24 protein-coding genes and 3 tRNA genes are annotated in these 25,983 nt (G+C 55.8%); 9 read left to right on the top strand and 18 right to left on the bottom strand.

The features are described 5' to 3' along the window. From hflK to nnr, 8 genes are all read right to left on the bottom strand, one after another. Positions 1–1,260, bottom strand: a complete 1,260-nt coding sequence (gene hflK, locus E5C26_RS01895) for an FtsH protease activity modulator HflK (RefSeq protein WP_135314826.1) — start codon at positions 1,258–1,260, stop codon at positions 1–3. Positions 1,261–1,328: 68 nt separating this feature from the next. Beyond that, the gene (gene hflX / locus E5C26_RS01890) at positions 1,329–2,609 is read right to left on the bottom strand and encodes a ribosome rescue GTPase HflX (protein ID WP_012004895.1); all 1,281 of its coding nucleotides are present in this window, start codon (positions 2,607–2,609) and stop codon (positions 1,329–1,331) included. Positions 2,610–2,704: 95 nt separating this feature from the next. Next, a complete protein-coding gene (hfq, locus tag E5C26_RS01885; RefSeq protein ID WP_012004894.1) occupies positions 2,705–3,013 on the bottom strand; it encodes an RNA chaperone Hfq in 309 nt (102 codons plus the stop codon). Between the two features lie 114 nt (positions 3,014–3,127). Further along, entirely contained in the window at positions 3,128–4,069 is a 942-nt protein-coding gene (miaA, locus tag E5C26_RS01880) for a tRNA (adenosine(37)-N6)-dimethylallyltransferase MiaA (protein ID WP_135314825.1), read from the bottom strand. Beyond that, the gene (mutL, locus tag E5C26_RS01875; protein WP_135314824.1) at positions 4,062–5,936 is read right to left on the bottom strand and encodes a DNA mismatch repair endonuclease MutL; all 1,875 of its coding nucleotides are present in this window, start codon (positions 5,934–5,936) and stop codon (positions 4,062–4,064) included. The genes miaA and mutL overlap by 8 nt, the downstream gene beginning before the upstream one ends. Positions 5,937–5,958: 22 nt before the next feature. Continuing rightward, positions 5,959–7,761, bottom strand: a complete 1,803-nt coding sequence (amiB, locus tag E5C26_RS01870; protein ID WP_135314823.1) for an N-acetylmuramoyl-L-alanine amidase AmiB — start codon at positions 7,759–7,761, stop codon at positions 5,959–5,961. 7 nt (positions 7,762–7,768) lie between these two features. Next, a complete protein-coding gene (tsaE, locus tag E5C26_RS01865) occupies positions 7,769–8,239 on the bottom strand; it encodes a tRNA (adenosine(37)-N6)-threonylcarbamoyltransferase complex ATPase subunit type 1 TsaE (protein WP_012004890.1) in 471 nt (156 codons plus the stop codon). A gap of 14 nt (positions 8,240–8,253) precedes the next feature. Beyond that, positions 8,254–9,765 carry a bifunctional ADP-dependent NAD(P)H-hydrate dehydratase/NAD(P)H-hydrate epimerase gene (gene nnr, locus E5C26_RS01860; RefSeq protein ID WP_135314822.1) on the bottom strand — a complete coding sequence of 504 codons (1,512 nt, stop codon included), beginning with the start codon at positions 9,763–9,765 and terminating at the stop codon, positions 8,254–8,256. Here nnr and queG point away from each other — a divergent pair. Continuing rightward, a complete protein-coding gene (queG, locus tag E5C26_RS01855; protein WP_135314821.1) occupies positions 9,764–10,903 on the top strand; it encodes a tRNA epoxyqueuosine(34) reductase QueG in 1,140 nt (379 codons plus the stop codon). The genes nnr and queG overlap by 2 nt on opposite strands. Positions 10,904–11,201: 298 nt before the next feature. Here queG and E5C26_RS01850 read toward each other — a convergent pair. The 4 genes from E5C26_RS01850 to orn form a co-directional block, all read right to left on the bottom strand. After that, positions 11,202–11,277: transfer RNA gene (locus tag E5C26_RS01850), tRNA-Gly, on the bottom strand. A 55-nt stretch (positions 11,278–11,332) separates the two neighbouring features. Continuing rightward, positions 11,333–11,408 (bottom strand) — tRNA-Gly (locus E5C26_RS01845). Between the two features lie 64 nt (positions 11,409–11,472). Beyond that, positions 11,473–11,548 (bottom strand) — tRNA-Gly (locus E5C26_RS01840). A 204-nt stretch (positions 11,549–11,752) separates the two neighbouring features. Beyond that, complete coding sequence (orn, locus tag E5C26_RS01835; protein ID WP_135314820.1) at positions 11,753–12,298, bottom strand: oligoribonuclease; 546 nt, start codon at positions 12,296–12,298, stop codon at positions 11,753–11,755. A gap of 183 nt (positions 12,299–12,481) precedes the next feature. On the opposite strand from orn, the gene rsgA reads away from it, so the two are divergent. The 3 genes from rsgA (at position 12,482) to mscM (ending at position 17,864) form a co-directional block, all read left to right on the top strand. Next, positions 12,482–13,531, top strand: a complete 1,050-nt coding sequence (gene rsgA / locus E5C26_RS01830) for a small ribosomal subunit biogenesis GTPase RsgA (RefSeq protein ID WP_012004886.1) — start codon at positions 12,482–12,484, stop codon at positions 13,529–13,531. A gap of 75 nt (positions 13,532–13,606) precedes the next feature. Continuing rightward, positions 13,607–14,503, top strand: a complete 897-nt coding sequence (gene asd / locus E5C26_RS01825; protein WP_135314819.1) for an archaetidylserine decarboxylase — start codon at positions 13,607–13,609, stop codon at positions 14,501–14,503. A 13-nt stretch (positions 14,504–14,516) separates the two neighbouring features. Continuing rightward, on the top strand, positions 14,517–17,864 hold the full coding sequence (mscM, locus tag E5C26_RS01820) for a miniconductance mechanosensitive channel MscM (protein ID WP_135314818.1): 3,348 nt from the start codon (positions 14,517–14,519) through the stop codon (positions 17,862–17,864). A gap of 69 nt (positions 17,865–17,933) precedes the next feature. Here the strand turns inward: mscM and epmA are convergent, their stop codons facing one another. Further along, positions 17,934–18,911, bottom strand: coding sequence for an elongation factor P--(R)-beta-lysine ligase (gene epmA, locus E5C26_RS01815; protein ID WP_012004883.1), 978 nt, complete (start codon positions 18,909–18,911; stop codon positions 17,934–17,936). Between the two features lie 386 nt (positions 18,912–19,297). Between epmA and frdA the strand changes: the two genes are divergently transcribed. Genes frdA through frdD form a run of 4 tightly spaced genes read left to right on the top strand, consistent with a single transcriptional unit; the run spans position 19,298 to position 22,601 of the window. Then, positions 19,298–21,094 (top strand): fumarate reductase (quinol) flavoprotein subunit, encoded by a 1,797-nt coding sequence (frdA, locus tag E5C26_RS01810; protein ID WP_135314817.1) that lies wholly within the window; start codon positions 19,298–19,300, stop codon positions 21,092–21,094. Then, on the top strand, positions 21,087–21,821 hold the full coding sequence (locus tag E5C26_RS01805; RefSeq protein ID WP_085119384.1) for a succinate dehydrogenase/fumarate reductase iron-sulfur subunit: 735 nt from the start codon (positions 21,087–21,089) through the stop codon (positions 21,819–21,821). The genes frdA and E5C26_RS01805 overlap by 8 nt, the downstream gene beginning before the upstream one ends. A gap of 15 nt (positions 21,822–21,836) precedes the next feature. Further along, positions 21,837–22,229, top strand: a complete 393-nt coding sequence (gene frdC / locus E5C26_RS01800; RefSeq protein ID WP_135314816.1) for a fumarate reductase subunit FrdC — start codon at positions 21,837–21,839, stop codon at positions 22,227–22,229. A gap of 12 nt (positions 22,230–22,241) precedes the next feature. Next, positions 22,242–22,601: a fumarate reductase subunit FrdD gene (frdD, locus tag E5C26_RS01795; RefSeq protein WP_135314815.1), complete on the top strand. Its 360-nt coding sequence runs from the start codon at positions 22,242–22,244 to the stop codon at positions 22,599–22,601. Between the two features lie 43 nt (positions 22,602–22,644). Here the strand turns inward: frdD and sugE are convergent, their stop codons facing one another. The 4 genes from sugE to efp all read right to left on the bottom strand — a co-directional run bounded on the left by sugE (position 22,645) and on the right by efp (position 24,182). Further along, positions 22,645–22,962, bottom strand: a complete 318-nt coding sequence (sugE, locus tag E5C26_RS01790) for a quaternary ammonium compound efflux SMR transporter SugE (RefSeq protein ID WP_017891350.1) — start codon at positions 22,960–22,962, stop codon at positions 22,645–22,647. Positions 22,963–23,158: 196 nt separating this feature from the next. Then, positions 23,159–23,290: an entericidin A/B family lipoprotein gene (locus E5C26_RS01785; RefSeq protein WP_135314814.1), complete on the bottom strand. Its 132-nt coding sequence runs from the start codon at positions 23,288–23,290 to the stop codon at positions 23,159–23,161. 122 nt (positions 23,291–23,412) lie between these two features. Beyond that, the gene (locus E5C26_RS01780) at positions 23,413–23,544 is read right to left on the bottom strand and encodes an entericidin A/B family lipoprotein (RefSeq protein ID WP_071844607.1); all 132 of its coding nucleotides are present in this window, start codon (positions 23,542–23,544) and stop codon (positions 23,413–23,415) included. 71 nt (positions 23,545–23,615) lie between these two features. Then, a complete protein-coding gene (gene efp, locus E5C26_RS01775) occupies positions 23,616–24,182 on the bottom strand; it encodes an elongation factor P (protein WP_004952647.1) in 567 nt (188 codons plus the stop codon). Positions 24,183–24,227: 45 nt separating this feature from the next. Here efp and epmB point away from each other — a divergent pair, with 45 nt between their 5' ends. Next, a complete protein-coding gene (gene epmB / locus E5C26_RS01770) occupies positions 24,228–25,256 on the top strand; it encodes an EF-P beta-lysylation protein EpmB (RefSeq protein WP_135314813.1) in 1,029 nt (342 codons plus the stop codon). An 80-nt stretch (positions 25,257–25,336) separates the two neighbouring features. Here epmB and E5C26_RS01765 read toward each other — a convergent pair whose 3' ends face one another. Then, positions 25,337–25,681 carry a DUF4156 domain-containing protein gene (locus E5C26_RS01765; RefSeq protein ID WP_012004874.1) on the bottom strand — a complete coding sequence of 115 codons (345 nt, stop codon included), beginning with the start codon at positions 25,679–25,681 and terminating at the stop codon, positions 25,337–25,339. Between the last annotated feature and the right edge of the window lie 302 nt (positions 25,682–25,983).

Raw genomic sequence — 25,983 nt, 5'->3', positions numbered from 1 at the left:
TTATTCTCTCCCTACGCGAGTGGTGTCGTCACGCTGCGCATTCGCCCGGCGCTGGTCCATGACCGAGCCGTTGCTGGTGCGCTGGCTGCTGGAGCTGGCGCCGCTGTTGGCAGACGGAGCGGGGTTGAGACGAATCAGGCTGGTGTCTTTATTGCCTTCAGCCGCCGCGCCGGTTTGGCCACGCAGCATTTGATCCAGCGGTAACACCATAAGATTGTTGCCTTTGTCATTCACCAACACCTTACGAGTGTGGCTCAGGACTTTTTCCATGGTTTCGATATACAGACGCTCGCGGGTGATTTGCGGTGCAGACTTGTATTCCGGCAACAGCTTGGCAAAGCCCGCAACCTCACCCTGTGCTTCCAGGACGGTACGGTCTTTATAGGCTTTGGCATCTTCCAACAGACGCTGTGCCTGGCCATTAGCACGTGGCTGCACTTCGTTGGCGTAAGCTTCTGCCTCACGGATGTACTGCTGCTCGTTCTCACGTGCGGCAATCGCATCATCAAATGCGGCTTTCACCTCTTCCGGCGGACGAGCAGCCTGGAAGTTGACGTCCAGCAGCGTGATGCCCATGTGGTACGGACGAATAGTCTCTTCCAGTACGCGTTGGGTATCGCTACGCACGATAGTACGGCCTTCGGTCAGGATCTTGTCCATGGTGTACTTGCCGATAACGCCACGCAGGGCGCTGTCAGTAGCCTGGCTCAGGCTGTCGTCGGCGTTGGTCACGCTGAACAGATAGGCTTCCGGGTTGGTCACGCGGTACTGCACGTTCATTTCTACGCGCACCACGTTCTCATCGGAGGTCAGCATCACGCCAGAAGCGGCCAGTTCACGCACCGACTCCACGTTGACCGGACGCACTTCATCGATGAAGGTCGGCTTCCAGTTCAGACCCGGTTGCACCAGGTGGCTGAACTTGCCGAAACGAGTCACGACACCGCGCTCGGCTTCTTTGATGGTGTAGAAACCGCTGGCGGCCCAAATCACCACCACTGCAACCGCAGCGATACCGATAATACGACCGCTAAGACCCGGTCCCGAAGAGCCAGTACCGCCGTCGTTATTGTTGTTGGAGCCTTTGCCCCCACCCAAGCCGCTCAGTTTCTTGCTCAGCTTGCGGAAGATATCGTCCAAATCAGGTGGCCCTTGATCGCGACCGCCTTTGTTATTACCGCCAGAGTTGCCGCCATTGTTATTGCTGCTCCCCCACGGGTCGCGGTCCTGTCCGTTATTACCGGGCTGATTCCACGCCATGTTTTAGCTCCATATTCTGTGATTGGGTACTTCAGGCTTACGCGAAGCTCAAATGTAACAGGATATGATCATACTATAAAGTTAATCAGATCCAGTTCCTGTTTGCAGAGGCGACGCCATTCGACGATGGGCATACGAACCACCACGCCAATGCTGCCGTCTTCTTCGTTCCACTCTTTCTCAATTGCCTGAAGTTGGTAAAAACGGCTACGAAGACGGCCTGCCTCTGGCGGTAAGCGCAGCTCATAATGCGCGATTTCCCCCGATAAGCGCTCCGTCAACGCCTGATACAGCAACGGGATACCTTCACCGCTGGCGGCGGACAGCCACACCCGGATCGGTAAGTTTTCATCGTTGCGGTCGATACGCGGAACAAAATCATCCAGCATATCTATTTTGTTCATCACTAACAGTGTAGGGATCTCATCCGATTCAATCTCTGCCAGCACGGTATTTACCGCTTCAATGTTCTCATCGACACGGGTATCCGCGGCGTCGATTACATGTAACAGCAAAGATGCCTGACGCGTTTCTTGCAGCGTCGCCTTGAAGGCGGCCACCAGATCGTGCGGCAGGTGCCGGATAAAGCCTACGGTATCCGCCAACACGGTATCGCCCACATCGGCCACGTCGATACGCCGCAGGGTAGGATCCAGGGTGGCAAATAGCTGGTCGGCCGCGTACACATCGGCAGACGTTATTCGATTAAACAGGGTAGATTTACCGGCGTTGGTGTATCCCACCAGCGATACGGTTGGCACTTCAGCACGGGTACGCGCACGTCGGCCCTGTTCACGCTGCTTAGCTACCCGCTCCAGGCGGCGTAGAATCAAACTAATGCGATCGCGTAACAGACGACGGTCGGTCTCTAACTGGGTTTCCCCTGGCCCGCGCAGGCCAATCCCCCCTTTTTGGCGCTCAAGGTGCGTCCAGCCACGAACTAAACGCGTGGCGATATGACGCAACTGCGCCAGCTCTACCTGCAGCTTACCTTCATGGGTACGGGCACGCTGGGCAAAGATGTCTAGAATCAACCCGGTGCGATCGATCACCCGGCATTCGCACAGGCGTTCAAGGTTTCTCTCTTGCGCCGCAGAAAGGGAGTGATCAAACAGGACAACAGATGCGCCACTGGCTTTTACCGCATCTGCAATTTCTTCGGCCTTTCCTTCACCGACAAAGTACTTGGGATGTGGGGCTTTGCGGCTACCAGTCACCACTTGCAAAGCTTCGACACCCGCAGAGGACACCAGGGATTCGAACTCACTGAGATCTTCTGTATCTTTGTCTTGCGAGAAATAGATATGAACCAGGACGGCCTGCTCACCGGCTTCATAACGGTCAAACAAGCGTGCAACCTCTCAAACGGGAACCCGTGAGTTTGGGGGACATAAACAGCCCACGGCTGCTTATGCTCCCCGTCATGGTTGACTCGCAACGCGCTTTATTCAGCGTCATCGCTTTCCTGCTGCGGCTGTTGCGGCGCAGACGGGTTGTTACCATGGTGATAGTTACTGGTGCCGCCGCTCGGAGTATTGCTATGGTGCGATACCGGGCGTGACGGGACAACGGTAGAGATAGCGTGCTTATAAACCATCTGGCTCACCGTGTTTTTCAACAGGATGACAAACTGGTCAAAAGACTCAATCTGGCCTTGCAGCTTAATACCATTCACCAAATAAATAGAAACCGGAACACGTTCACGACGCAATGCGTTCAGGAACGGATCTTGCAAAGATTGCCCCTTAGCCATTCTATCTTTTCCTTATTTGCTTGTTGTTTTTAACTAAGAACCTGTCGGCTCTAAAATAAACGACCTAAAAAATTTGCGCGCTGAATACTCATCAATTGTACACAATCACTCAACCTATGCACTAACAACCTGTATTACCGAGTCCAAAGCCTCTCCCGGCTTCTCGCTGTCCAGCCAATGTACCGAGTCCCAGCCTCGTAACCAGGTCATTTGGCGCTTGGCCAATTGACGCGTTGCGCAAATACCACGATAAACCATCTCATCGTAACTAATCTCGCCAGATAAATATGACCACATCTGGCGATAACCGACACAGCGAATGGAAGGCAAATCCGTATGCAAATCACCCCGTGCAAAAAGTGCACGCGCTTCCGTCTCAAAACCTGCCGCCAACATTTGATGGTACCGCAGCTCGATGCGTTGATGGATCAACTCACGGCTGGTCGGCGCTATCGCAAACTGGTGCACATGATACGGCAACGATTCACCCGAAATTTTAGTCAGTTCCGTTAAAGTTTTACCCGAAATAAAAAAAACTTCCAGTGCTCTGGACAGTCTCTGCGGATCATTCGGATGAATTCTCAATGCCGCAACCGGGTCAATCTCTTGCAACTGACGGTGTAGAACGTCCCAACCCTGCTCCGCCGCCTGCTGTTCGATGCGTGCGCGCACCGCCGGATCGGCAGGTGGCAACGGCGATAACCCTTCCAGCAACGCCTTAAAATAAAGCATGGTGCCCCCCACCAGCAGCGGGATACGCCCGGCGGCGGTAATGGCGGCCATCTCTTTCAGTGCGTCAGCGCGAAAGTCCGCTGCGGAGTACGCTTCGGCAGGATCGCGAATATCAATCAGCCGATGCGGTGCCTGCGCCAGTTCTTCAGCGCTCGGTTTGGCCGTGCCGATATCCATGTCGCGATAAATCAGCGCGGAATCCACGCTGATCAATTCCACAGGCAGGCGTTCACGCAGCGCGATCGCCAATGCGGTTTTGCCCGAGGCGGTCGGCCCCATGATAAAAATAGCCGGGGGACGTGGTGTCATTTCAGTTTCAATCATGCCTAAGTGCTGTCAGTGCAGCCTGTAAATCAACAGGTTGTAAAAGTCCGCTAGGTGGTGATTTGACCAGCTGCGGGCAAAGTCGTTCAACGTCGGTCAGCAATTGTATCGCTTGCGAGGTGTTCCACTGTTCGTGCTCGCTGCCTAAATGGCGGGCAAACCAGGTGGCCAATACCGCGGGCGACATCTCCTGATGCTCGGCCAAGTAGCCTAACAGCTCGGGTATCAGTTTTTGTAAATTTTGTTGGCGTAATGGTAAAGGTACTGCGCGCAGCGTCACACGCCCGTGATCTACTTGCAGATCCAGCCCCATGGTTACCAATAGCGACTGATGATGTACGCAGGCAGCCGCCTCTTGTTTGTTCAACGTCAGCTTGATAGGGATCAGCAGCGGCTGTGGCCGCAGGCCTTCTTGCGAAGGAATAAGCTGCGCCTGGCGTAACCAGCGTTCGGCCACCGGCAGGTTAAGCAACATCAACTGCTGCCGGTTTTCAATCAGTGCGTAACATGGCGGGTGGATCATCAGCACACGGCCAAAACTGTGCTGACTGCCGGCCAATGGCGTTTCCTGCTCGGTTTTTACCGGCGGAAACAGCGGTTGCTTCGGCGCTTCTTGCCGTGGCTCAGCCACTGGCGTGGCCTGTAACAGCTTGCCGTACAGTTCGCCTTCTCGCTTCTGATAACCACTGCCCGAATGATAGGCCGGTTGCGGTGCACGCTCACGCGCGACGGCATGCTCGGTTGATGGTGTTTCCCGACGCGGTGCAGGCTGAGAAAAATGATTGCCGCCAGCGGCGACGCGGTTTTCCGGCTGCCAGACCGGCGCCGGTTGCTGCTCGGTTTCATCGGTCAACGATAGCGGCGCATTGCCGACCTGCTGCAACACGGTGGTGACCGCCTGATAGATAAAGTCGTGCACCAGCCGAGCCTGATGGAAACGCACCTCGTGCTTGGCCGGGTGAACATTCACATCCACCTGATGCGGGTCGACCTCGAGATACAGCACATAGGCAGGTTGCTGGTCGTCTTTCAGTTGATCCTGATAGGCCTGGCGGATAGCGTGATTGATCAAACGATCGCGCATCATGCGGCTGTTGACGTAGCAATACTGCATTTCGCCCAGTTGCCGGGCACCGGCAGGATCGGCCACCCAACCGCGAATGGTCAGGTCACCGTGCTGCCAGGAGATGTTCAGCGCATGCTGTAAAAAAGCCGGGCCGCAAATACTGCCCAAGCGGCGCTCATACTGGCTCTCGTCCTTCGCTGCGCGATATTGGCGCATCAGCTTGCCATTGTGACTAAGGTTGATTGCCACATCGAAACGCGCCAGTGCAATGCGTCGCACCACTTCATCGATATGGCCGAATTCGGTTTTCTCGGTGCGCATAAATTTGCGCCGCGCCGGGGTGTTGTAGAACAGATCCAGCACTTCCAGCGTACTGCCTATCGGATGTGCCGCCGGCTTGACCGTCACCGCCTGCTCGCGGCCTTCGGCATAAGCCTGCCAGGCTTCGTTTTGTTCTGCGGTGCGTGAGGTGAGGGTTAAGCGAGAAACCGAGCTGATGCTGGCCAACGCCTCGCCGCGAAAGCCGAGGCTGACAATGGCTTCCAGGTCGTCGAGCGTGCTGATTTTACTGGTGGCATGACGGGCCAGCGCCAGAGCCAGGTCGTCCTTGCCAATACCACTGCCGTTGTCACGGATGCGGATCAGCTTGGCGCCACCGCGCTCGATATCAATATCAATGCGCGTCGCCCCGGCATCCAGACTGTTTTCCACCAGTTCCTTGACCACAGACGCGGGCCGCTCAACCACTTCACCGGCGGCAATCTGGTTGGCAAGCTGGGGCGGTAACACCTGGATGGGCATGCTGACTCCTGTAATGTGGGCGCTAGGCCTGCGGAATGGTCAGCGTCCGATCCAGCGGCGCGACGTCCGACTTCAGTTTATTCACGCGTTTCAGGTCGCTGACGCTGACACCATAACGGCTAGCAATAGATGTCAAAGTATCACCGCGGGCCACTTTATGCTTCGACGGCTTTTTCACGCTGGGTTTCGCCTTGGCGACCGTGCTGACTGCGGCGGCGGATTTACCCGCAGGCACCTTGAGGCGCTGGCCGACCCATACGCCATCCTTCTTCAGCTTGTTCAGGTCACGCAACGCCGCCATGGTCGTGCCATAGCTGTCGGCAATGCCGGAGAGCGTTTCCGCCCGCTTCACTACGTGAATCTGCGTTTTACCGCTAATACGGCTGCTGCCGGCCGAACTGACGATCGGTGCAGGCTGGCTGACGTCTGGTGTTGAGGAGTTAACCGCCGCTGCGACGTCCAGCGGTCGGTTTTCCACCTTTGGGTCGGCTTGTAGCGGATGCGCCAGGAAATAACTACGCAGGCCGTTGTGGATCGCCCTGGCAATTTTTTCCTGATACGCGCTACTGCCGAGCAGCCGCTCCTCCGTGCTATTACTGATAAATCCTGTTTCCACCAGCAATGATGGAATATCCGGCGAACGCAGCACACCAAGGCTGGCGTGTTCCGGACGACGCTTATGCAATGAACCGACGCTCTGTAACTGCTGCAAGACTTTCACCGCCACATCGTAACCTACACGTTGCGAGTGACCGAACTGCAGATCCAGCACCGCCTGGCTCAGGTAAGGATCCGCCTGACTGTTGGCCAGCAAATCACCCGCACCACCCAGTAATTCCGACTGTTTCTCATGCTGCTCCAGCCAGCCCGCCATTTCACTGTTGGCACGGCGGTTGGACAGAACCCAAACCGAGGCCCCATTGGCACTGCGGTTTGGCGCGGCATCGGCGTGAATGGAGATCAGCACGTTGGCGCCCTGCTTGCGCGCCACGTCAGAACGCCCCATCACCGAGATGAAGTAATCGCCATTACGCGTTAAAACCGGTTTGAACTGAGGATCGGCATCCAGCAACGCCTGCAGGCGACGAGCAATGGCAATGGTGACATTCTTCTCTTTCAGGCCGTTCGGGCCGATAGCGCCCGGATCCTGTCCGCCATGACCGGCGTCAATGGCTACCACCACCCGATCGCCGGAACCAGCAGAAACGCGGCTGCTGCGCGGCGTAATTTCCGATGCGGTCCCCGCAACGACGGTTGTCTTGTTGCTGAAAGGATTCGAACCGCTTGGTGCTCTACGCACCGGTGCAGGCTCATCAGGCTCACTCACCACGACCGGCGCTTTACGCGCTGGCTGGCTCACGGCCACCGGCGCAGGCACCGATACCGGAGCTTTACGCACTATGTTGGTATTGGCGCTGCCCTCGGCGGCAATGGTAAACACCACGGTATAGATACTGCCGCTTTGGCGTGTAGCCACCCGGGTCTTCGAACGCTGAGTCAGATCAAACACCAGCCGCACGCTCTGGGCATCTTTCGGCGTACTGGAGCGAATGCTTTTCACCAGGTTTTGACCGCTAAAATTCAGCGGCAGACCGCCGACCTTACCTTTCTGGTTAACATCCAGGACCACGCGGTCCGGGCCGTGCAGTGGGAAAAAGGCATAATCCGGCGGCCCATTGAAACTCACCGAGACGGTGGCTTCGCGTTGGGCGTTAGTGACTTTAATATCAGACAGCGACGATGCGGCCAGCGCACTGGCCGCACCCAAAGGCCCCAATACGGCGATCAAGGCGATTATGAATAGTTTTCTCAACGCATACGTCATTGCGGCGTCATTCCTGTGGCCCGTGAATACGGTCTAAAAGCTGGCTGCCGTAGGCGGAAACCGCCTGAATTTTTGCTTCTCGCCCCTGATCCTGATAGCTGAGATGCAGCTCCAGATCCGGCTCCGGCAATACGCCCGTACCCTGCTGTGGCCATTCCACCAGGCAAATAGCATCCTGCGCAAAATAATCGCGAATGCCCATAAATTCGAGTTCTTCCGGATCGGCCAGGCGGTACAGATCAAAATGGTATACCGCCAGCGGCTGCAGCGCATAAGGCTCAACCAGCGTGTAAGTGGGGCTTTTAACGTTGCCCTGATGACCCAATGCCTGCAGGAAACCACGGCTGAAGGTGGTTTTACCGGCGCCCAGGTCACCGTAAAGGTAAATTACGCTGGCACGATCGCACGCCTTAGCCAAGACGGCACCCAGTGCGACAGTTGCTGCCTCATCCGGCAGAGGTAAAACGAGTTCTTTCATTCGATAGTTTCTATTTATGCCAACTCAGGATTAACGTAATAAGGAATTTCCGGCAGTAAGTCGCTTGCCAGCATCCCCCTGATTCCTTGTCTTGCCGCCACGCGATCGGCGGCTGCGCCATGCGCCACACATCCGGCACTGGCTGCATCATACAGTGAGAGCTTTTGCCCCAGCAAACCGCCGATGATACCCGACAGAACATCGCCCATTCCGCCGGAGGCCATGCCGGCATTGCCGACGTCGGCGATCGCCATCTGGCCGTACTGATCGGCGATCAGCGTACCTGCACCTTTCAGCACGGCTACGCCACCGTATTGCGCCACCAGATTACGCGCTGCAAGTAAGCGATCACTCTCAATCTCGGCGGTACGGCACCCCAGCAGGCGTGCAGCCTCCCCAGGATGCGGGGTAATCACACGATTCTGACGCTTCTCGGGATTTAATGCCAGCAAGTTCAACGCATCCGCGTCCCATAACGCCGGTTTATCACTGGCTTGCAATACTTTCAGCGCATTCCTACCCCATTCGCCCTGGCCCAGTCCCGGCCCCACCAGCAGGACATCTGCCCAGTCGAGCGCCTGCTGCAATGCCTCGTCACTCAAAGGCTGTACCATCAGTTCGGGTCTGGCGGTCAATAACGGCCCCACATGCTCAATGTGAGTAAGCACTCGCACCAATCCCGCACCGCTGCGTAGTGCCGCCTCTGCCGCCATGCGTATCGCCCCGCCAAAACCATGATCGCCGCCAACCACCAACAAGCGCCCTTGTTCACCTTTATGCGAGCAGGGACGACGCGGTTTCAGCCACAGAGGCAGGGACTCGGCAGTAAGCCGCTGAATCTGTGTCGGTTGCTTCGCCAGCCACCCCGATAATCCTAGCGTACTCTGGTGAAGCTGCCCGACCCAATCACGGGCCTGACCGGTCAACAAGCCCGGTTTGAGGGCAATAAACGTCATGGTGTGCGTAGCGCGGACAACCACGCCAGGCACAGCACCGCTTTCAGCCAGCAAGCCTGAGGGGATATCGAGTGCGATAACCGGCGCCGAATGGCGATTAGCCGCTTCAATCAGCGCATTGTAGGGTGCCCGTGGTGCGCTGCTCAGTCCAGTCCCGAGCAGGCCGTCAATAATCAAATCAATATCTTCCGGCCAACCACTGTCAGCCGGATGAATTTCACCCCCGGCGGCCAACCAGGCCTGTCGCGCTTCTGCTGCCTCTGGCGGCAGTGGGCGTGTGCCTTCGCAGGCGATCAGACTGACCTTAACACCGGCCGCCGCTGCCAGCCGGGCGACCACATAACCGTCGCCGCCATTGTTGCCATGGCCGCACAGCACCAGCCAGTGGTGAGCCGCCGGGTATTGGTCGCATGTCAGGGTGTAAGCTGCCTCACCGGCACGTTGCATCAGTTGGTAGAGTGAAATGCCTTGCGAGGCAGCGGCGCTGGCTTCAGCCCGCCGGATCCAGTCTGCAGACCAGACAGAGTGTGATAAACTGTCGGAGTATTGTTTTTCACTGTGGCCCGTCATGACTCACCCCCTCGATCTCAATCAACTCGCCCAACATATCAAGCAATGGGGCCAATCGCTAGGATTCCAGCAGGTAGGCATCTGCGACACCGATCTCAGCGCGGAAGAGCCTAAACTGCAGGCCTGGCTGGACAAACAATACCACGGCGAAATGGAGTGGATGGCACGCCACGGTATGCTGCGCGCCCGGCCTCATGAGCTACTGCCCGGCACGCTGCGGGTGATCAGCGTGCGCATGAACTACCTGCCGGCCAAAGCGGCCTTTGCCAGTACGCTGCAGAACCCCGAATTGGGCTATGTCAGCCGCTATGCGTTGGGGCGTGATTATCACAAACTGCTGCGCCAACGGCTGAAAAAGCTCGGCGACCAAATCCAGGCCTACTGCGGCGAACTGAATTTCCGCCCTTTTGTCGACTCTGCGCCGGTGATGGAACGCGCATTGGCCTCCAAGGCCGGGATTGGCTGGGTTGGTAAACACTCACTCATTCTCAATCGCGAAGCCGGTTCCTGGTTCTTTCTTGGCGAACTGCTGATCGATCTGCCCTTACCGGTAGATGAACCGCAGCAGGAACAATGCGGCCGCTGCGTCGCCTGTATCACCACTTGCCCGACCGGAGCCATCGTCGCACCCTATACCGTGGACGCCAGGCGCTGCATTTCCTATCTCACCATCGAGCTGGAAGGTGCCATTCCTGAAGAGTTTCGGCCATTGTTGGGCAACCGTATCTACGGCTGTGATGATTGCCAGCTTATTTGCCCATGGAACCGCTTCTCACAGCTCACTGACGAAGATGATTTCAGCCCGCGTGCCGCACTGCATGCGCCGCAACTGATTGAACTGTTCGATTGGACGGAAGAGAAATTTCTGCGCATCACCGAAGGTTCTGCCATCCGGCGCATCGGCCATTTGCGTTGGTTGCGTAATATTGCCGTGGCGCTGGGTAATGCCCCCTATCAGGATGCGATAGTGATGGCGTTGCGCTCCCGGCTGGAACAGGACGCTATGCTGGATGAACATATCCACTGGGCACTGAAGCAGCAATTGGCGCGGCGTGAGGCACAGGGCATAGAAGTGCAGACAATGCAGAAAAAACGATTGATACGGGCTGTGGAAAAAGGATTACCGAGGGATGCCTAAAACCTTTCGTTCAGGTCCAATAGTCACTCTGTGGATTTGTGCATAAAAATAAAAATGCTTTGTCTTTCAACTGCAACAAAAAGAGCAAGTGATCGGCATAACGTTTTCCGATAAATAAATATCTTTATAAATCAAATGGATAAATATTTCATTTGTGTGGCGTTGATTTTTTGAGCTGAGGGTATTATGTACGCTGCCTGTGGATAAGTCTGTTCACAACATTTCGACAGGGTATGTACAACGAGACAAGAAGCCGCGCCGGTAAAGGCGTTGGACTAAGTTAAACCGAAGATAAAATTGGAGCGGGAAACGAGACTCGAACTCGCGACCCCGACCTTGGCAAGGTCGTGCTCTACCAACTGAGCTATTCCCGCATTGAGATGCTTTGGGCATCCGGCCATCAAACAACTACATGGCCTTTGAATTTTTTGGAGCGGGAAACGAGACTCGAACTCGCGACCCCGACCTTGGCAAGGTCGTGCTCTACCAACTGAGCTATTCCCGCGTCGCATGGGTACTACCTGATACTTTTTTTATTCATCACGCCACCTAAGCAGCATTGTTGAATTTGGAGCGGGAAACGAGACTCGAACTCGCGACCCCGACCTTGGCAAGGTCGTGCTCTACCAACTGAGCTATTCCCGCCCGGCGTAACGATGTCGGAACTAAACGAAATTCTTCATCGGTACGGGGTGCGCATTATACGAGAAATCCTTTCTGCCGCAAGCCCCTGAAAGCAAAAAAACGCGTTTTTTGTTTGTTTGCCGATTAAAGCGCCAAACTGGTTAATTAAGCGGCGGAATTGGCCACTTGTACTAATCAGGCCCCTGTTCAGGGGCCGTGCAACCGTTATAACTGGATGAAATGTTCACGGTAATAGGCCAGTTCGCCCACCGACTCGCGGATATCGTCCATCGCCTGGTGGGTGCCCTGCTTTTTGAAACCACTGAGGATTTGCGGTTTCCAACGGCGCGCCAACTCTTTCAAAGTGCTGACATCCAGATAGCGGTAATGGAAGTAGGCTTCCAGTTCCGGCATATAACGGAACAGGAAGCGGCGGTCCTGGCCCACACTGTTGCCGCAGATCGGTGATTTGCCCGCCGGTACCCACTGTTGCAGGAAGGCGATAGTGGCCAACTCGGCGGCATGGTCGTCGAACTGACTGGCCTTAACCCTTTCCACCAGCCCGCTGCCGGTATGAGTGCGCACGTTCCAGTCATCCATCAGACCAAGCTGTTCATCGGATTGATGCACGGCGATCACCGGCCCTTCCGCGAGGATATTCAGATTGGCGTCGGTGACCAGGGTAGCGATCTCGATAATGCGATCGCGTTCTGGATCCAACCCGGTCATCTCCAGATCGATCCAAATCAGGTTATTTTCGTTTCCTGTCATGATATTTCCTGCGTAAAAGCCAAAAGATAAACAAACTATAGGCAAGGCGGCGAGCGACGCTGGCTGTTTGCCGACGGAAGCAGGCTGCACGTGGCGGCTAACAACGGTTATTTAATATAAAATAGCGTGTATCATAGTCTTTTTGGTCGCCATGAGCGATAAAGCGGATTCAAGTGAGGCGCAGTGAGCAAGAACAAACTGTCCAAAGGTCAAGAACGCCGCGTGCAGGCGAACCATCAACGTCGCCTGAAGCGCACTGACAACAAACCGGAACTGGATGATTCCCAACTGGGTGAGCCGCAGGACGGCATCGTCATCAGCCGTTTCGGCATGCACGCCGACGTAGAAGCAGCGGATGGCACTCAGCACCGCTGTAATATCCGCCGTACCTTACGTTCGCTGGTGACTGGCGATCGCGTGGTATGGCGCCCTGGCGTCGGCACCCATGCCGGGGTGAAAGGTATCGTAGAGGCCGTGCATGAGCGTACTTCCGTACTGAACCGCCCCGACATTTACGACGGCGTGAAGCCCATCGCCGCCAATATCGATCAGATCGTCATCGTTTCCGCGATCCTGCCAGAGCTGTCGCTGAATATGATCGACCGCTACCTGGTGGCCTGTGAAACGCTGGAAGTCGAACCGCTGATCGTACTGAACAAAATCGATCTGCTGGATGCCGAAGCACGCAAGACCGTCGACGGGATGATGGATATCTACCGCCATATCGGTTACCGGGTGCTGGAAGTCTCCAGCCAGACGCGTGAAGGCATGGAGGCGTTTGAACAAGCGCTGGCCGATCGTATCAGTATCTTTGCCGGGCAGTCCGGGGTGGGTAAATCCAGCCTGCTGAACGCCCTGCTGCCACCAAGCGATAAGCAAATTCTGGTAAATCAGGTTTCCGATGTCTCGGGCCTCGGGCAACATACCACCACCGCTGCACGGCTGTACCATTTCCAACACGGCGGCGATGTGATCGATTCACCGGGTGTGCGTGAGTTTGGTCTGTGGCATCTGGAGCCGGAACAAGTGACTCAAGCCTATGTCGAATTCCGTGACTATTTGGGCGGTTGCAAATTCCGCGACTGCCGTCACGACACCGACCCAGGCTGCGCCATCCGCGGGGCGATGGAGAAAGGCGATATCGCCAAAGAGCGTTTTGAAAACTACCATCGCATTCTGGAAAGCATGGCCTCAGTGAAGGTTCGCAAGAACTTCACCGACGCCGCAGGCTGATAATACCGGGTGGCATTGACTGTGGCGGAGCCACGGTTACAATGCGCGCCCTTTACCCCGATTCACGAGGTTAATGTGCTGGATAGCATCAAAATTAAATTGCAGTATTGGTTACCCAAGCTGGCGCTGACGCGCCTGGCCGGCTGGGGCGCAGATAAACAAGCCGGCTGGCTGACCCAGTTGGTGGTGAAGGCCTTCGCCCGCTATTACCGCGTGGATATGCAGGAAGCAAAAAATCCTGACCTGACCTCTTATGCGACCTTCAACGATTTCTTTGTACGTCCCCTGCGTGACGGCGCACGTCCGATCGTCGAGGGTACCAACTGGCTGGCACTGCCCGCCGATGGCGCAATAAGCCAACTCGGCCCGATCAACGACGACCAGATTTTCCAGGCTAAAGGCCATTACTACAGCCTGGAAGCGCTGTTGGCCGGCAACTACATACTGGCCGAGCCGTTCCGCAACGGCCTGTTCGCCACCACTTACCTGGCACCGCGTGATTATCACCGCGTGCATATGCCTTGTGCCGGCGTACTGCGCGAAATGATTTATGTTCCGGGCGACCTGTTCTCCGTCAACCCGCTGACCGCAGCCAACGTGCCTAACCTGTTTGCACGTAATGAACGCGTGATTTGTGTATTCGATACCGCCGTTGGACCTATGGTGCAGATCCTGGTGGGCGCCACCATCGTCGGCAGCATCGAAACCGTCTGGGCCGGCACCGTTACGCCACCGCGCGAAGGCGTCATCAAACGCTGGACCTATCCGGCAGAAGGCACTGAAGGCGCTATCGCACTGGAGAAAGGGGCAGAAATGGGCCGCTTCAAGCTCGGTTCGACGGTCATCAACCTGTTTACCCCAGGCAGCGTGCAGTTTGCCCCGCAGTTGAACAACGGCACCGTGACCCGTATGGGCGAAGCCTTCGCAGAAATCCCGGCTGCATCTGCCGCCGCTGAAACAACGCAGATCTAAGGGAATTGATACTGTGCGCCTGATTATCACGCTATTGCTCGGTTGTTTACTGTCTCAACCGGTGCTGGCCGCCACGGTGCCTACCGAAACACAGCTCAAACAAGAGTTGAAGCAGGCGGAAGGCAACAAGAACGCGCCTAATCAGGCGGAAACCACTGAGGCGCTGCAAAGCGCTCTCAACTGGTTATCGGAGCGCAAAGAATCGCTGACGCGCGTTGAACAATATCAACGTGTGATCGACGATTTCCCAAAGATGACGCAGGAACTGCGCCGTCAACTGGTGATTGAAGACAGTAAGATCCTGCCGAATGGCGATAACCTGCCGGCCAGCGATCTGGAGCAGCAGATCCTGCAGGCCAGCAGCCTGCTACTGGAACAGGCTCGCCTGCTGCAACAGGAACAAGAACGTACGCGAGAAATCAGCGACTCCCTCGGCCAATTGCCACAGCAGCAGACCGATGCCCGTCGAGCGCTGACCGAAGTACAGCGCCGCCTGCAGGCACAGCCGGCCAACCCGACCACACCACATGCTCAGGCCGCGCTGGCGTTATTACAAACTGAAGCCGCTGCACGCAAAGCTAAAGTCGATGAACTCGAGCTGGCGCAGCTGTCGGCCAACAATCGCCAGGAACTGGCGCGGATGCGCGCTGAGGTCTACAAAAAGCGCCACGAGAAAGTCGACATCCAGCTGCAGGCGCTGCGCAATAACCTCAATGCCCAGCGGCAACGTGAAGCCGAACTGGCACTGGAAAAAACCGAGCAGTTGGCCGAACAGAACGGCGACCTGCCAAAAAGCATCAGCCAGCAGCTACAGATCAACCGTGAGCTTTCCGCCGCATTGAACAATCAGGCCCAGCGCATGGATCTGATTTCATCCCAACAACGTCAGGCCGCCGCGCAAACGCTGCAGGTGCGCCAGGCACTGAGCACCATCATCGAACAGGCCCAGTGGCTCGGTTCCTCGTCGGCACTGGGAGAAACCCTGCGTGCCCAGGTGGCGACACTGCCGGAAATGCCCAAGCCGCAGCAGTTGGACGGCGATATGGCCCAGCTGCGCGTACAGCGGTTGCAGTTTGAAAGCCAACTGGAGAAGCTGCCACAGCGGGAGTTTAAACGCGATGATGGTAGTGAACTGACCAGCGCGGAACGGCGTATCGTCGACGCCCAGTTGCGTACCCAGCGCGAACTGCTCAACTCACTGCTTTCCGGCTGCGATACCCAAATCCTTGAGCTGACCAAGCTGAAAGTGGCCAACACCCAGCTGATTGAGGCCCTGAACGAAATTCGGGACGCCACCCACCGTTATCTGTTCTGGGTGCCGGACATTAATCCGATCAACCTGTCCTACCCGATTAACGTGGCGCACGATCTCACTCTGTTGCTGTCACTCGATACGCTGTCACAACTCGGCGGCGCCTTTATGATGATGGTGACCAGCAAGGAAACGCTGATCCCGATTTTCGGTGCCCTGCTGCTGGTGATTTTCAGCATCAGCTCCCGCAAGCATTACCACGCCTTCCTGACACGGGCCAGCAGCCGGGTCGGCAAAGTCACTCAGGACGAGTTCTTTCTGACGGTACGCACTGTGTTCTGGTCGATTCTGGTGGCGCTGCCGCTGCCGGTGCTGTGGGCGGCACTCGGTTTTGGCCTGCAGAGTGCCTGGAACTATCCGGTAGCCGAAGCCATCGGCAAGGGCGTCACCGCCACGTTGCCGATCTTGTGGGTTTGTATGATCTGCGCCGCCTTTGCCCATCCACAGGGGCTGTTTATCGTGCATTTCCGCTGGCCGGCGAAGCAGGTTTCACGCGCCATGCGTTACTACAAAATGTCGATCTGGCTGATCGTGCCGCTGATCATGGCGCTGATTACCTTCGACAGCCTGAAAGAGCGCGAATTTGCCAACACCCTCGGCCGGCTGTGCTTTATCTTGCTGTGTCTGGCATTGGCCCTGGTGACCAACAGTCTGAAACGCGCCGGCATCCCGCTGTATCTGGATAAGAAAGGTTCCGGCGATAACATGGTCAACACCGCGCTGTGGGGGCTGCTGCTGTCGGCTCCGGTGTTGGCGGCACTGGCCTCGGCCGTTGGCTACCTGACCACTTCGCAGGCGCTGCTGGCACGCCTGGAAACCTCGGTCGCCATCTGGTTCTTCCTGCTGGTGATTTACCATATTATCCGTCGCTGGATGCTGATCCAGCGCCGTCGTATCGCCTTTGACCGTGCCAAGCAGCGCCGCGCCGATATCCTGGCCCAGCGTGCACGCGGTGAAGAAGAAAGCTCACATGCCCCCAACAGTACCGAAGGCTCGACGGATCTCGATGATTCCGAGATCGATCTTGATACCATCAGCGCCCAGTCGTTACGGTTGGTGCGTTCGATCCTGACCATGATCGCCCTGGTCTCGGTGATCGTGCTGTGGTCAGAGATCCATTCCGCCTTTAGCTTCCTGGAAAACATTACCCTGTGGAATGTCAGCTCGACGGTCAACGGGGTCGATACCGCGCATCCGATCACTCTGGGCGCGGTATTGATCGCCATTCTGGTGTTGATCGTCACCATGCAGTTGGTACGGAACTTACCGGCGCTGCTGGAACTGGCGGTGTTGCAACACCTGGATCTGACGCCGGGTACCGGCTATGCCATCACCACCATCACCAAATATCTGCTGTTGCTGTTCGGTGCGCTGCTCAGCTTCTCGTGGATTGGCATTGAATGGTCGAAACTGCAGTGGGTCGTGACCGCACTCAGCGTGGGGTTGGGCTTCGGTATGCAGGAGATCTTTTCCAACTTTATCTCCGGCCTGATCATTTTGTTCGAAAAACCGATCCGCATCGGCGATACCGTGACCATCCGCAATCTGACCGGCAGCGTCACCAAGATCAACACCCGCGCCACCACCATTTCGGACTGGGACCGCAAAGAGATCATTGTGCCTAACAAGGCGTTCATCACCGAGCAATTCATTAACTGGTCACTGTCCGACAACGTGACCCGTGTGGTGCTGACCGTACCTGCACCGGCGGATGCCAACAGTGAAGAAGTGACCAAGATCCTGACCAACGCTGCCGAGCGCTGTTCACTGGTGCTGGATAACCCGGTGCCAGAAGTGTATTTGGTCGATCTGCAGCAAGGTATCCAAATCTTTGAGATGCGTATCTATGCCGCCGAAATGGGCCACCGTATGCCGCTGCGTCATGAAATCCATCAGTTGATTCTGGCCGGGTACCGCGAGCACGGTATTACACTGCCATACCCACCGTTCCAGGTGCGTAGTGAGACATTATCGCGCCTGACCAGCAACGGCCGTACTCCGCCGTCCACACCGGCACCGAACACCAAACGCGACTCGGGCGGACTGTAAGCGCAGAATGCAAAAAGGGTTCGGCCATGGCCGAACCCTTTTCTTATGGTGATAGTGCCGCGTCAATAGTTATGCGCGGTCTACCGGGAAGGCCAGCACTTCACTCAGGCTCTCGGCACCCAGCGCCAGCATCACCAAGCGGTCAACCCCTAACGCCACGCCAGAGCATTCAGGCATACCGTGCTGCAAAGCATCCAGCAGGTTGTTATCAATCGGATGCTGTGGCAAACCACGTTCCGCGCGCTTGCGGTTGTCCTGAGCAAAACGCTGCCCTTGTTCGCGACTGTCAGTCAGTTCACGGAAGCCATTCGCCAGCTCAATGCCTTTGAAGTAGACCTCGAAACGCTCCGCCACCCGGTGATCCTCGGTACTGATCTCCGCCAACGATGCCTGGCTGGCCGGGAAGTGATAAACGAACGCCGGTTTGTCACGGCCAATGTGCGGCTCCACGCCGACGGTGAACAGCAACTGCAACAGCGTATCGCGATCTTCTTCCGTATCGGCAATGTTGCTCAGATCCAGCTTGGCCGCCGCTTCACGCAGTTGTGCTTTCTCTGCTGAAAGTGGATCGATATCCAGATGGCGCAGGAAAGCCTGCTGATAGGACAGGGTTTCCGCGCTGTCGCAATCCAGCACCTGCTGCAGCAGATCGTCCACCTCATTCATCAGCCGGTACATGTCGTAGTGCGGGCGGTACCACTCCAGCATGGTGAATTCCGGGTTGTGGTGACGGCCGGCTTCTTCATTACGGAAGCTGCGCCCCATTTGATAGATCGGGCCACTACCCGCCGCCAGCAACCGCTTCATGTGGTATTCCGGGCTGGTCATCATGTACAGCGTCAGGCCATCCGCTGCGCCGGGCCCGACGAAACGCGTCTGGAACGGGAACAGGTGGATATCGGTGACCGTCGCCTGGCTCATGGTTGGCGTCTCAACTTCCAATACGCCACGATCGGCGAAGAAACGCCGGATCTCAGTCAGGATCGCTGCGCGCTTCAACAAATTGGCGATGGGTGCACTTGGCTGCCAGCTTGCCGTTTCGCTCATGGTAATTACTCCGAAATCAAACAGGGGATGCAGTCTACTCGTATCCCGGCATGCAAACAAATTCTTAACAGGCCCAGGACTTTTAACCGCGACATTACCTGATAAATAGTTAGTCATAAGGTTAATAAAAGGTGAATAAACGTTAAATCCTGCCTGCGGTAAATTATCCTCCCGGCCAGCGCTTAAAAGGCAAAACAATCGATCACATCAAATTTCTTCTACTTAACTTTAGGTATAGTTAATTCCACATTATTGGTGGGAGATATCTATCCTTAGTATTAATGCAACGACAATAAACTCAGTTAGTTAGCACCCGAAGTTTTTTTATAAATATTAAGCATAGATATTTAATTTGCCGTTCTTAACAAGAATATTGGAGGAATGCAGTGCAAACCTTTAACGCCGATCTTGCCATTATTGGGGCCGGGGGTGCTGGTTTACGTGCAGCAATAGCCGCAGCGGAAGCCAACCCCCAACTGAAAATCGCGCTAATCTCAAAAGTTTACCCGATGCGCAGCCATACGGTAGCCGCTGAAGGAGGCTCCGCCGCCGTCACTCAGGATCACGATAGCTTCGACTACCACTTCAACGACACCGTTGCCGGTGGCGATTGGCTGTGTGAACAGGACGTGGTCGACCATTTCGTCCACAACTGTCCACGCGAAATGACCCAGCTTGAACAGTGGGGTTGCCCATGGAGCCGTAAAGAGGACGGTTCAGTCAACGTACGTCGCTTCGGCGGCATGAAGATTGAACGCACCTGGTTCGCCGCCGACAAGACCGGCTTCCACATGCTGCACACCCTGTTCCAGACCTCGCTCAAATACCCGCAAATCCAGCGCTTCGACGAGCACTTTGTGCTGGATATTCTGGTGGATGACGGCCAGGCCCGCGGCCTGGTGGCGATGAACATGATGGAAGGCACCCGCGTGCAGATCCGCGCCAATGCGGTGGTCATGGCTACCGGCGGTGCCGGGCGCGTGTACCGCTACAACACCAACGGCGGTATCGTCACCGGTGATGGCATGGGCATGGCATTCCACCATGGCGTACCACTGCGTGATATGGAGTTCGTCCAATATCACCCTACCGGCCTGCCGGGCTCCGGTATCCTGATGACCGAAGGCTGCCGTGGCGAAGGCGGTATTCTGGTCAACAAAGACGGCTACCGCTACCTGCAGGACTACGGCATGGGGCCGGAAACCCCGCTGGGCGAGCCGAAGAACAAATACATGGAACTGGGCCCGCGTGACAAGGTTTCGCAGGCTTTCTGGCATGAATGGCGTGCCGGCCGCACCGTTCCTACCCCACGCGGTGACGTGGTTTATCTCGATCTGCGCCACCTGGGTGAAAAGAAACTGCTGGAACGTCTGCCGTTCATCTGCGAACTGGCCAAGGCCTATGTCGGCGTCGATCCGGTGAAAGAGCCGATCCCGGTGCGTCCGACTGCGCACTACACCATGGGCGGCATTGAAACCGATCAAAACTGTGAAACCCGTATTAAAGGGCTGTTTGCCGTCGGTGAATGTTCCTCCGTTGGCCTGCACGGGGCTAACCGCCTGGGTTCCAATTCGCTGGCGGAACTGGTGGTCTTCGGCCGGGTGGCCGGTGAGCAAGCCGCTCGCCGCGCGCTGGAAAGCAACCCGGCTAACGGCAGCGCCCTGGATGCACAAGGGCGCGACGTCGAAACCCGCTTGAGCAACCTGATGAAGCAGGAAGGCAACGAGAACTGGGCCAAAATCCGCGACGAGATGGGCATGTCGATGGAAGAAGGCTGCGGTATCTACCGTACCCCTGAATTGATGCAGAAAACCGTCGATAAACTGGCCGAGCTGAAAGAACGCTTCAAGCGCGTCAAAATTACCGACAGCTCCAGCGTATTCAATACCGATCTGCTGTACACCATCGAGCTGGGGTACGGGCTGGACGTGGCCGAATGCATGGCGCATTCCGCTCTCAACCGTAAAGAATCCCGCGGTGCCCACCAGCGTCTGGACGAAGGCTGTACCGAACGTGACGACGTGAATTTCCTCAAGCATACCCTGGCGTTCCATAACCCGAACGGCGCACCACGCCTGGAATACAGCGACGTGAAGATCACCAAACTGCCACCGGCCAAACGTGTGTACGGTGCTGAAGCCGAAGCGCAGGATAAAAAGGATAAGGAGCAGGCAAATGGCTGAGATGAACACCCTGAAAATCGAGGTCATGCGCTATAACCCGGAACGCGACTCTGAGCCGCATTTCGAGACCTTCGCGGTGCCTTATGATGAGCAAACCTCGTTGCTCGACGCCCTGGGCTACATCAAGGATAACCTGGCACCCGACCTTTCCTACCGCTGGTCATGCCGTATGGCGATCTGCGGCTCGTGCGGCATGATGGTCAACCGGGTGCCAAAGCTGGCCTGTAAAACTTTCCTGCGCGAGTACACCGGCGGTATGAAGGTAGAAGCGCTGGGCAATTTCCCGATTGAGCGCGATCTGGTGGTCGATATGACCCACTTTATCGAAAGTCTGGAGGCGATTAAGCCTTACATCATCGGCAATAACCGCAAACCGGAAGATGGCCCTAACGTGCAGACTCCAGCGCAGATGGCCAAGTATCACCAGTTCTCGGGCTGCATCAACTGCGGCCTGTGTTATGCCGCTTGTCCCCAGTTCGGCCTGAACCCAGAGTTTATCGGCCCGGCGGCGATCACTCTGGCACACCGCTATAACCTGGATAACCGCGATCACGGCCAGAAACAGCGTATGGCGCAGCTCAACGGTGAAAACGGCGTCTGGAGCTGTACCTTTGTCGGCTACTGCTCTGAAGTTTGTCCGAAACACGTCGACCCGGCCGCTGCCATCCAGCAGGGCAAAGTGGAAAGTGCCAAAGACTTCATGATCGCCATGCTGAAGCCGCAATAAGGGAGATAAACAGCAATGACAACACAACGTAAGCCCTATGTGCGCACCATGACGCCGACCTGGTGGCAAAAGCTCGGCTTCTACCGTTTCTATATGCTGCGCGAAAGCACCTCGGTGCCAGCAGTATGGTTCAGTATCCTGCTGATCTACGGTGTCTTTGCGCTAAAAGGCGGGGTAGATAGCTGGGCAGGTTTCGTCGGTTTTCTGCAAAACCCACTGGTACTGCTGATTAACGTCGTCGCTCTGCTGGCCGCGCTGCTGCATACCAAGACCTGGTTCGATTTGGCGCCGAAAGCCGCCAACATTGTGGTCAACAGTGAGAAAATGGGCCCGGGCCCAATAGTGAAAACGCTGTGGGCAGTGACCGTAGTTGCCAGCGTGGTCATTCTGGCCGTGGCCTTGATGTAATCCGGAGGAAACATGATGAATCTTGCACCTAAACGCTCAGACGAACCGGTTTTCTGGGGATTATTCGGCGCCGGTGGCATGTGGGGAGCCATCATTGCCCCCGCCATAGTGCTGTTGGTCGGTATTCTGCTGCCGCTGGGGTTATTCCCAGGTGATGCACTGGGCTATGACCGCGTACTGGCCTTCTGCCAGAGCCTGATTGGCCGCCTGTTCCTGCTGCTGATGATTATCCTGCCGCTGTGGTGCGGTCTGCACCGTATCCACCATGCGATGCACGATTTGAAAATCCATGTGCCGGCCGGCAAATGGGTCTTCTACGGTTTGGCTGCCATCCTCAGCGTAGTGACCGTGATCGGCGTAGTGACCTTGTAAACCTCTTCTGGCGGCCACTTCCGTTGGCCGCCTTTTCCTTCTCTCAATGGCTGCTGAATTTCAGCCCCAGTATGCCGACGACAATCAGGCACAGGCTGAGAATACGCGCGATATTGGTTGATTCGCCCAGTAACACCATTCCCATGATTGCTGCACCTACCGCACCAATACCGGTCCATACCGCGTAGGCCGTGCCGGCGGGCAGCGTTTTCATCGCATGCGCCAGCAACAGCATACTGACCACCATAGCGGCAATAGTGATAAGGCTGGGGGTCAGACGGGTAAAACCGTGGGTGTATTTCAAACCGATTGCCCATACCACTTCGAGCAAACCAGCAATAAGCAAAATAATCCAGGCCATGAGACGGCCTCCATAACGATGGGGTCGTCCCCGAACAATGAGGCGTAAACGGGTCGTCCCGTTCAGCTTGATGATGAGTAGTAGGCCAGGCTAGCCGCCTGGCGGCAGGATATCAGGCCCGTGAACGGGCAGGCAAGCAGGTTTGTCGATTCGGTGGTATCTCCAAGAGAAATACCACCAGAGTCTGAAATGCAGGTTATTGCGCGCTACGCTGGATGGCCTTGCCACCAGCCTGAATATCTTCGCCCACGCCTTGAGTGGTATTGCATGCGGTCAATGAGGCCAAGAACATCAAAGAGAAAATCGCGATAATACTTTTCTTCAGCATATGAAAGCCCTTATTTGTCAGTGATGAAAAAGTACGGCTTTCTAAGCTTAGTAAATATCAGCGAGAGTTGCTGTTTAGAATGGTCTTATTTCGCACTAATACATTAGTGCATTTGATACTTACTAACTGGCCGTACGCGAGATAGCGCCGCCAAGGTGCTGAACGTCTTCACCAAAGCCGCGGAACGTATTACAACCGCTAAGGGACATCAGTAACAACAGGGAGACAACGGCCAACAGAGTTTTCTTCATCATGCAGATTCTGCCAACTATATGCGGGAAGGGATAAAACAAAGGAGCCACGCTGGGCTCCTTTGTATTGAAACTTATTTTACGCGTGAAACGTATTCGCCAGAGCGGGTGTCGACACGAACAACTTCGCCAATCTGTACGAACAATGGCACTTTAACCACGGCGCCGGTGCTCAGGGTAGCAGGCTTGCCGCCAGTACCAGCAGTATCGCCTTTCAGGCCTGGATCGGTATCAGTGATTTCAGCTTCGATGAAGTTCGGCGGCTGAACTGCGATAGGACGACCGTCCCACAGAGTAACGATACATTCTGCGTTATCTTGCAGCCATTTTGCCGCGTCAGAGACGGTTTTTTCTTCAACACCGTGCTGCTCGAAAGTCTCAGGGTGCATGAAGTGGTAGAACTCACCGTCGTTGTACAGGTAGTTCATGTTGGTATCTACAACGTCTGCGCCTTCGCAAGAGTCTGTAGATTTAAAGGTTTTCTCTACACGGCTGCCGGTCAGCAGGCGACGCATTTTAACGCGCGCAAACGCCTGGCCCTTGCCCGGCTTAACGAACTCACTGGATTCGATCGCGTAAGGCTCGCCCTCGAACATGATTTTAAGACCCGGACGGAAATCGTTGCTAGAATAAGTCGCCATGATGGCCCTCTGAATATTTATTAAACTGGTAGCTTAGCCAAAAAAATGGCACACATTATAACCCAAAATACGGCATATAGAGAAGATTGGTTGCATCAACTCGCCGATGTTATTACCGATCCCGATGAATTACTGCAGCTTTTATCACTGAATACGCATCCGGAATTGCCACAGGGCCGTGAAGCACGCAAGTTGTTTGCGCTGCGCGTCCCCCGCTCTTTCGTAGCCCGTATGCAGCCTGGCGATGCCAATGACCCGCTGCTGCGCCAGGTACTGACTGCCAGCGAAGAATTCATCAATGCACCTGGCTTCACCACCGATCCGCTGGATGAACAGCGCAGCGTAGTGCCGGGGCTGCTGCATAAATACCGTAATCGTGCTTTGCTGCTGGTTAAGGGCGGCTGTGCGGTCAACTGCCGCTACTGCTTCCGCCGCCATTTTCCGTATCAGGACAACCAGGGCAATAAGGCCAACTGGCGTCAGGCGTTGGATTATATCCGCCAACACCCGGAACTCGATGAGATTATTTTCTCGGGTGGCGATCCGCTGATGGCCAAAGACCACGAGCTGGACTGGCTAATCAGTGAACTGGAAGCCATTGAGCATCTAAAACGCCTGCGTATTCACACCCGCTTGCCGGTCGTGATCCCAGCGCGAATTACGCCGGAGCTGTGCCAACGGCTGTCGGCATCTCGCCTGCAAGTACTGATGGTCACGCACATCAACCATGCCAATGAGATTGACCGCGAACTGCAGGCCAGCATGGCGCAACTGCGTTTGGCTGGCGTCACCCTGCTCAATCAAAGCGTGCTGCTGCGTGGTATCAATGACGATGCCGATACACTGGCGGCGCTGAGCAACGCGCTGTTTGACGCAGGTATTCTGCCTTACTACATCCACGTACTCGATAAGGTGCAGGGGGCCGCACACTTTATGGTGAGCGACGAAGAAGCTCGAACCATCATGCAGGCGCTGCTAGGCAAAATCTCCGGCTATATGGTGCCACGTTTGACCCGCGAGGTCGGCGGTAAACCAAGCAAAACCCCTCTGGATCTGCATCTGATGCAAAACTGACCGGCCGGTCTATTGCCGATACAAAAAGAGGCATGCCTGAGCATGCCTCTTTTTTATATTATTTGCAGTTTATGGCGCCATTACGGGCACTTATAAACCTGGCCAGCCATTTTGCTGTCCAGTGGGGCAAAGCTTGAAAGCAGGTTCTGACTTGGACTGGTAGCACCATAAATGACATTGCCGCCCATCGCCGCTGCCTTGTTACGCAGATCGTTTGCCGCGCCGCGCATGGAGCTACCTTCACCACCGTTACCGGACAACCAGTTGCTCTGGGTGCCAGTCACTTCACCCACCAGCTGGCATTCCGCAGCCGGTTTGGTGTCGGTAAATTTAACCTGCTGACCTGCGGCGGACAGTTCATTGGTGCTGCTGCAACCTGCCAGCAGCACGGCTGCCGAAAGACCCAGTAAGGCTTTAATCCGCATCTTGTTCCCCATATGATATTGAGAATTCCGCAAAAGCTTATCAAAAAGCGATGCCATCTCTTAAGCATCCGTTGCCACTGATGCCTGGCCAACGTCTTGAGTGACAGCTGATGAAAGATCAGTTTACCAGCTAAATCAGCCTGGTCTGCAAAAATATCATCAAATACAGTGCGACTAAGCACGTAAGTCCCCAGCAGCCCACGTCTATCCCCCATTCGACCAAGTATAACTTTCGATATCAGGTCATCCCGATAATGAGATCTTCAGGGTGAATAAGAATCCCATAACTTAAAAAACCTTAT

This window comes from Serratia proteamaculans, assembly GCF_004684015.1.
GTDB lineage: Bacteria > Pseudomonadota > Gammaproteobacteria > Enterobacterales > Enterobacteriaceae > Serratia > Serratia proteamaculans_F.
The sequence above is the reverse complement of the archived record's forward strand: the minus strand, read 5'-3'. Positions and strand labels throughout refer to the sequence as shown.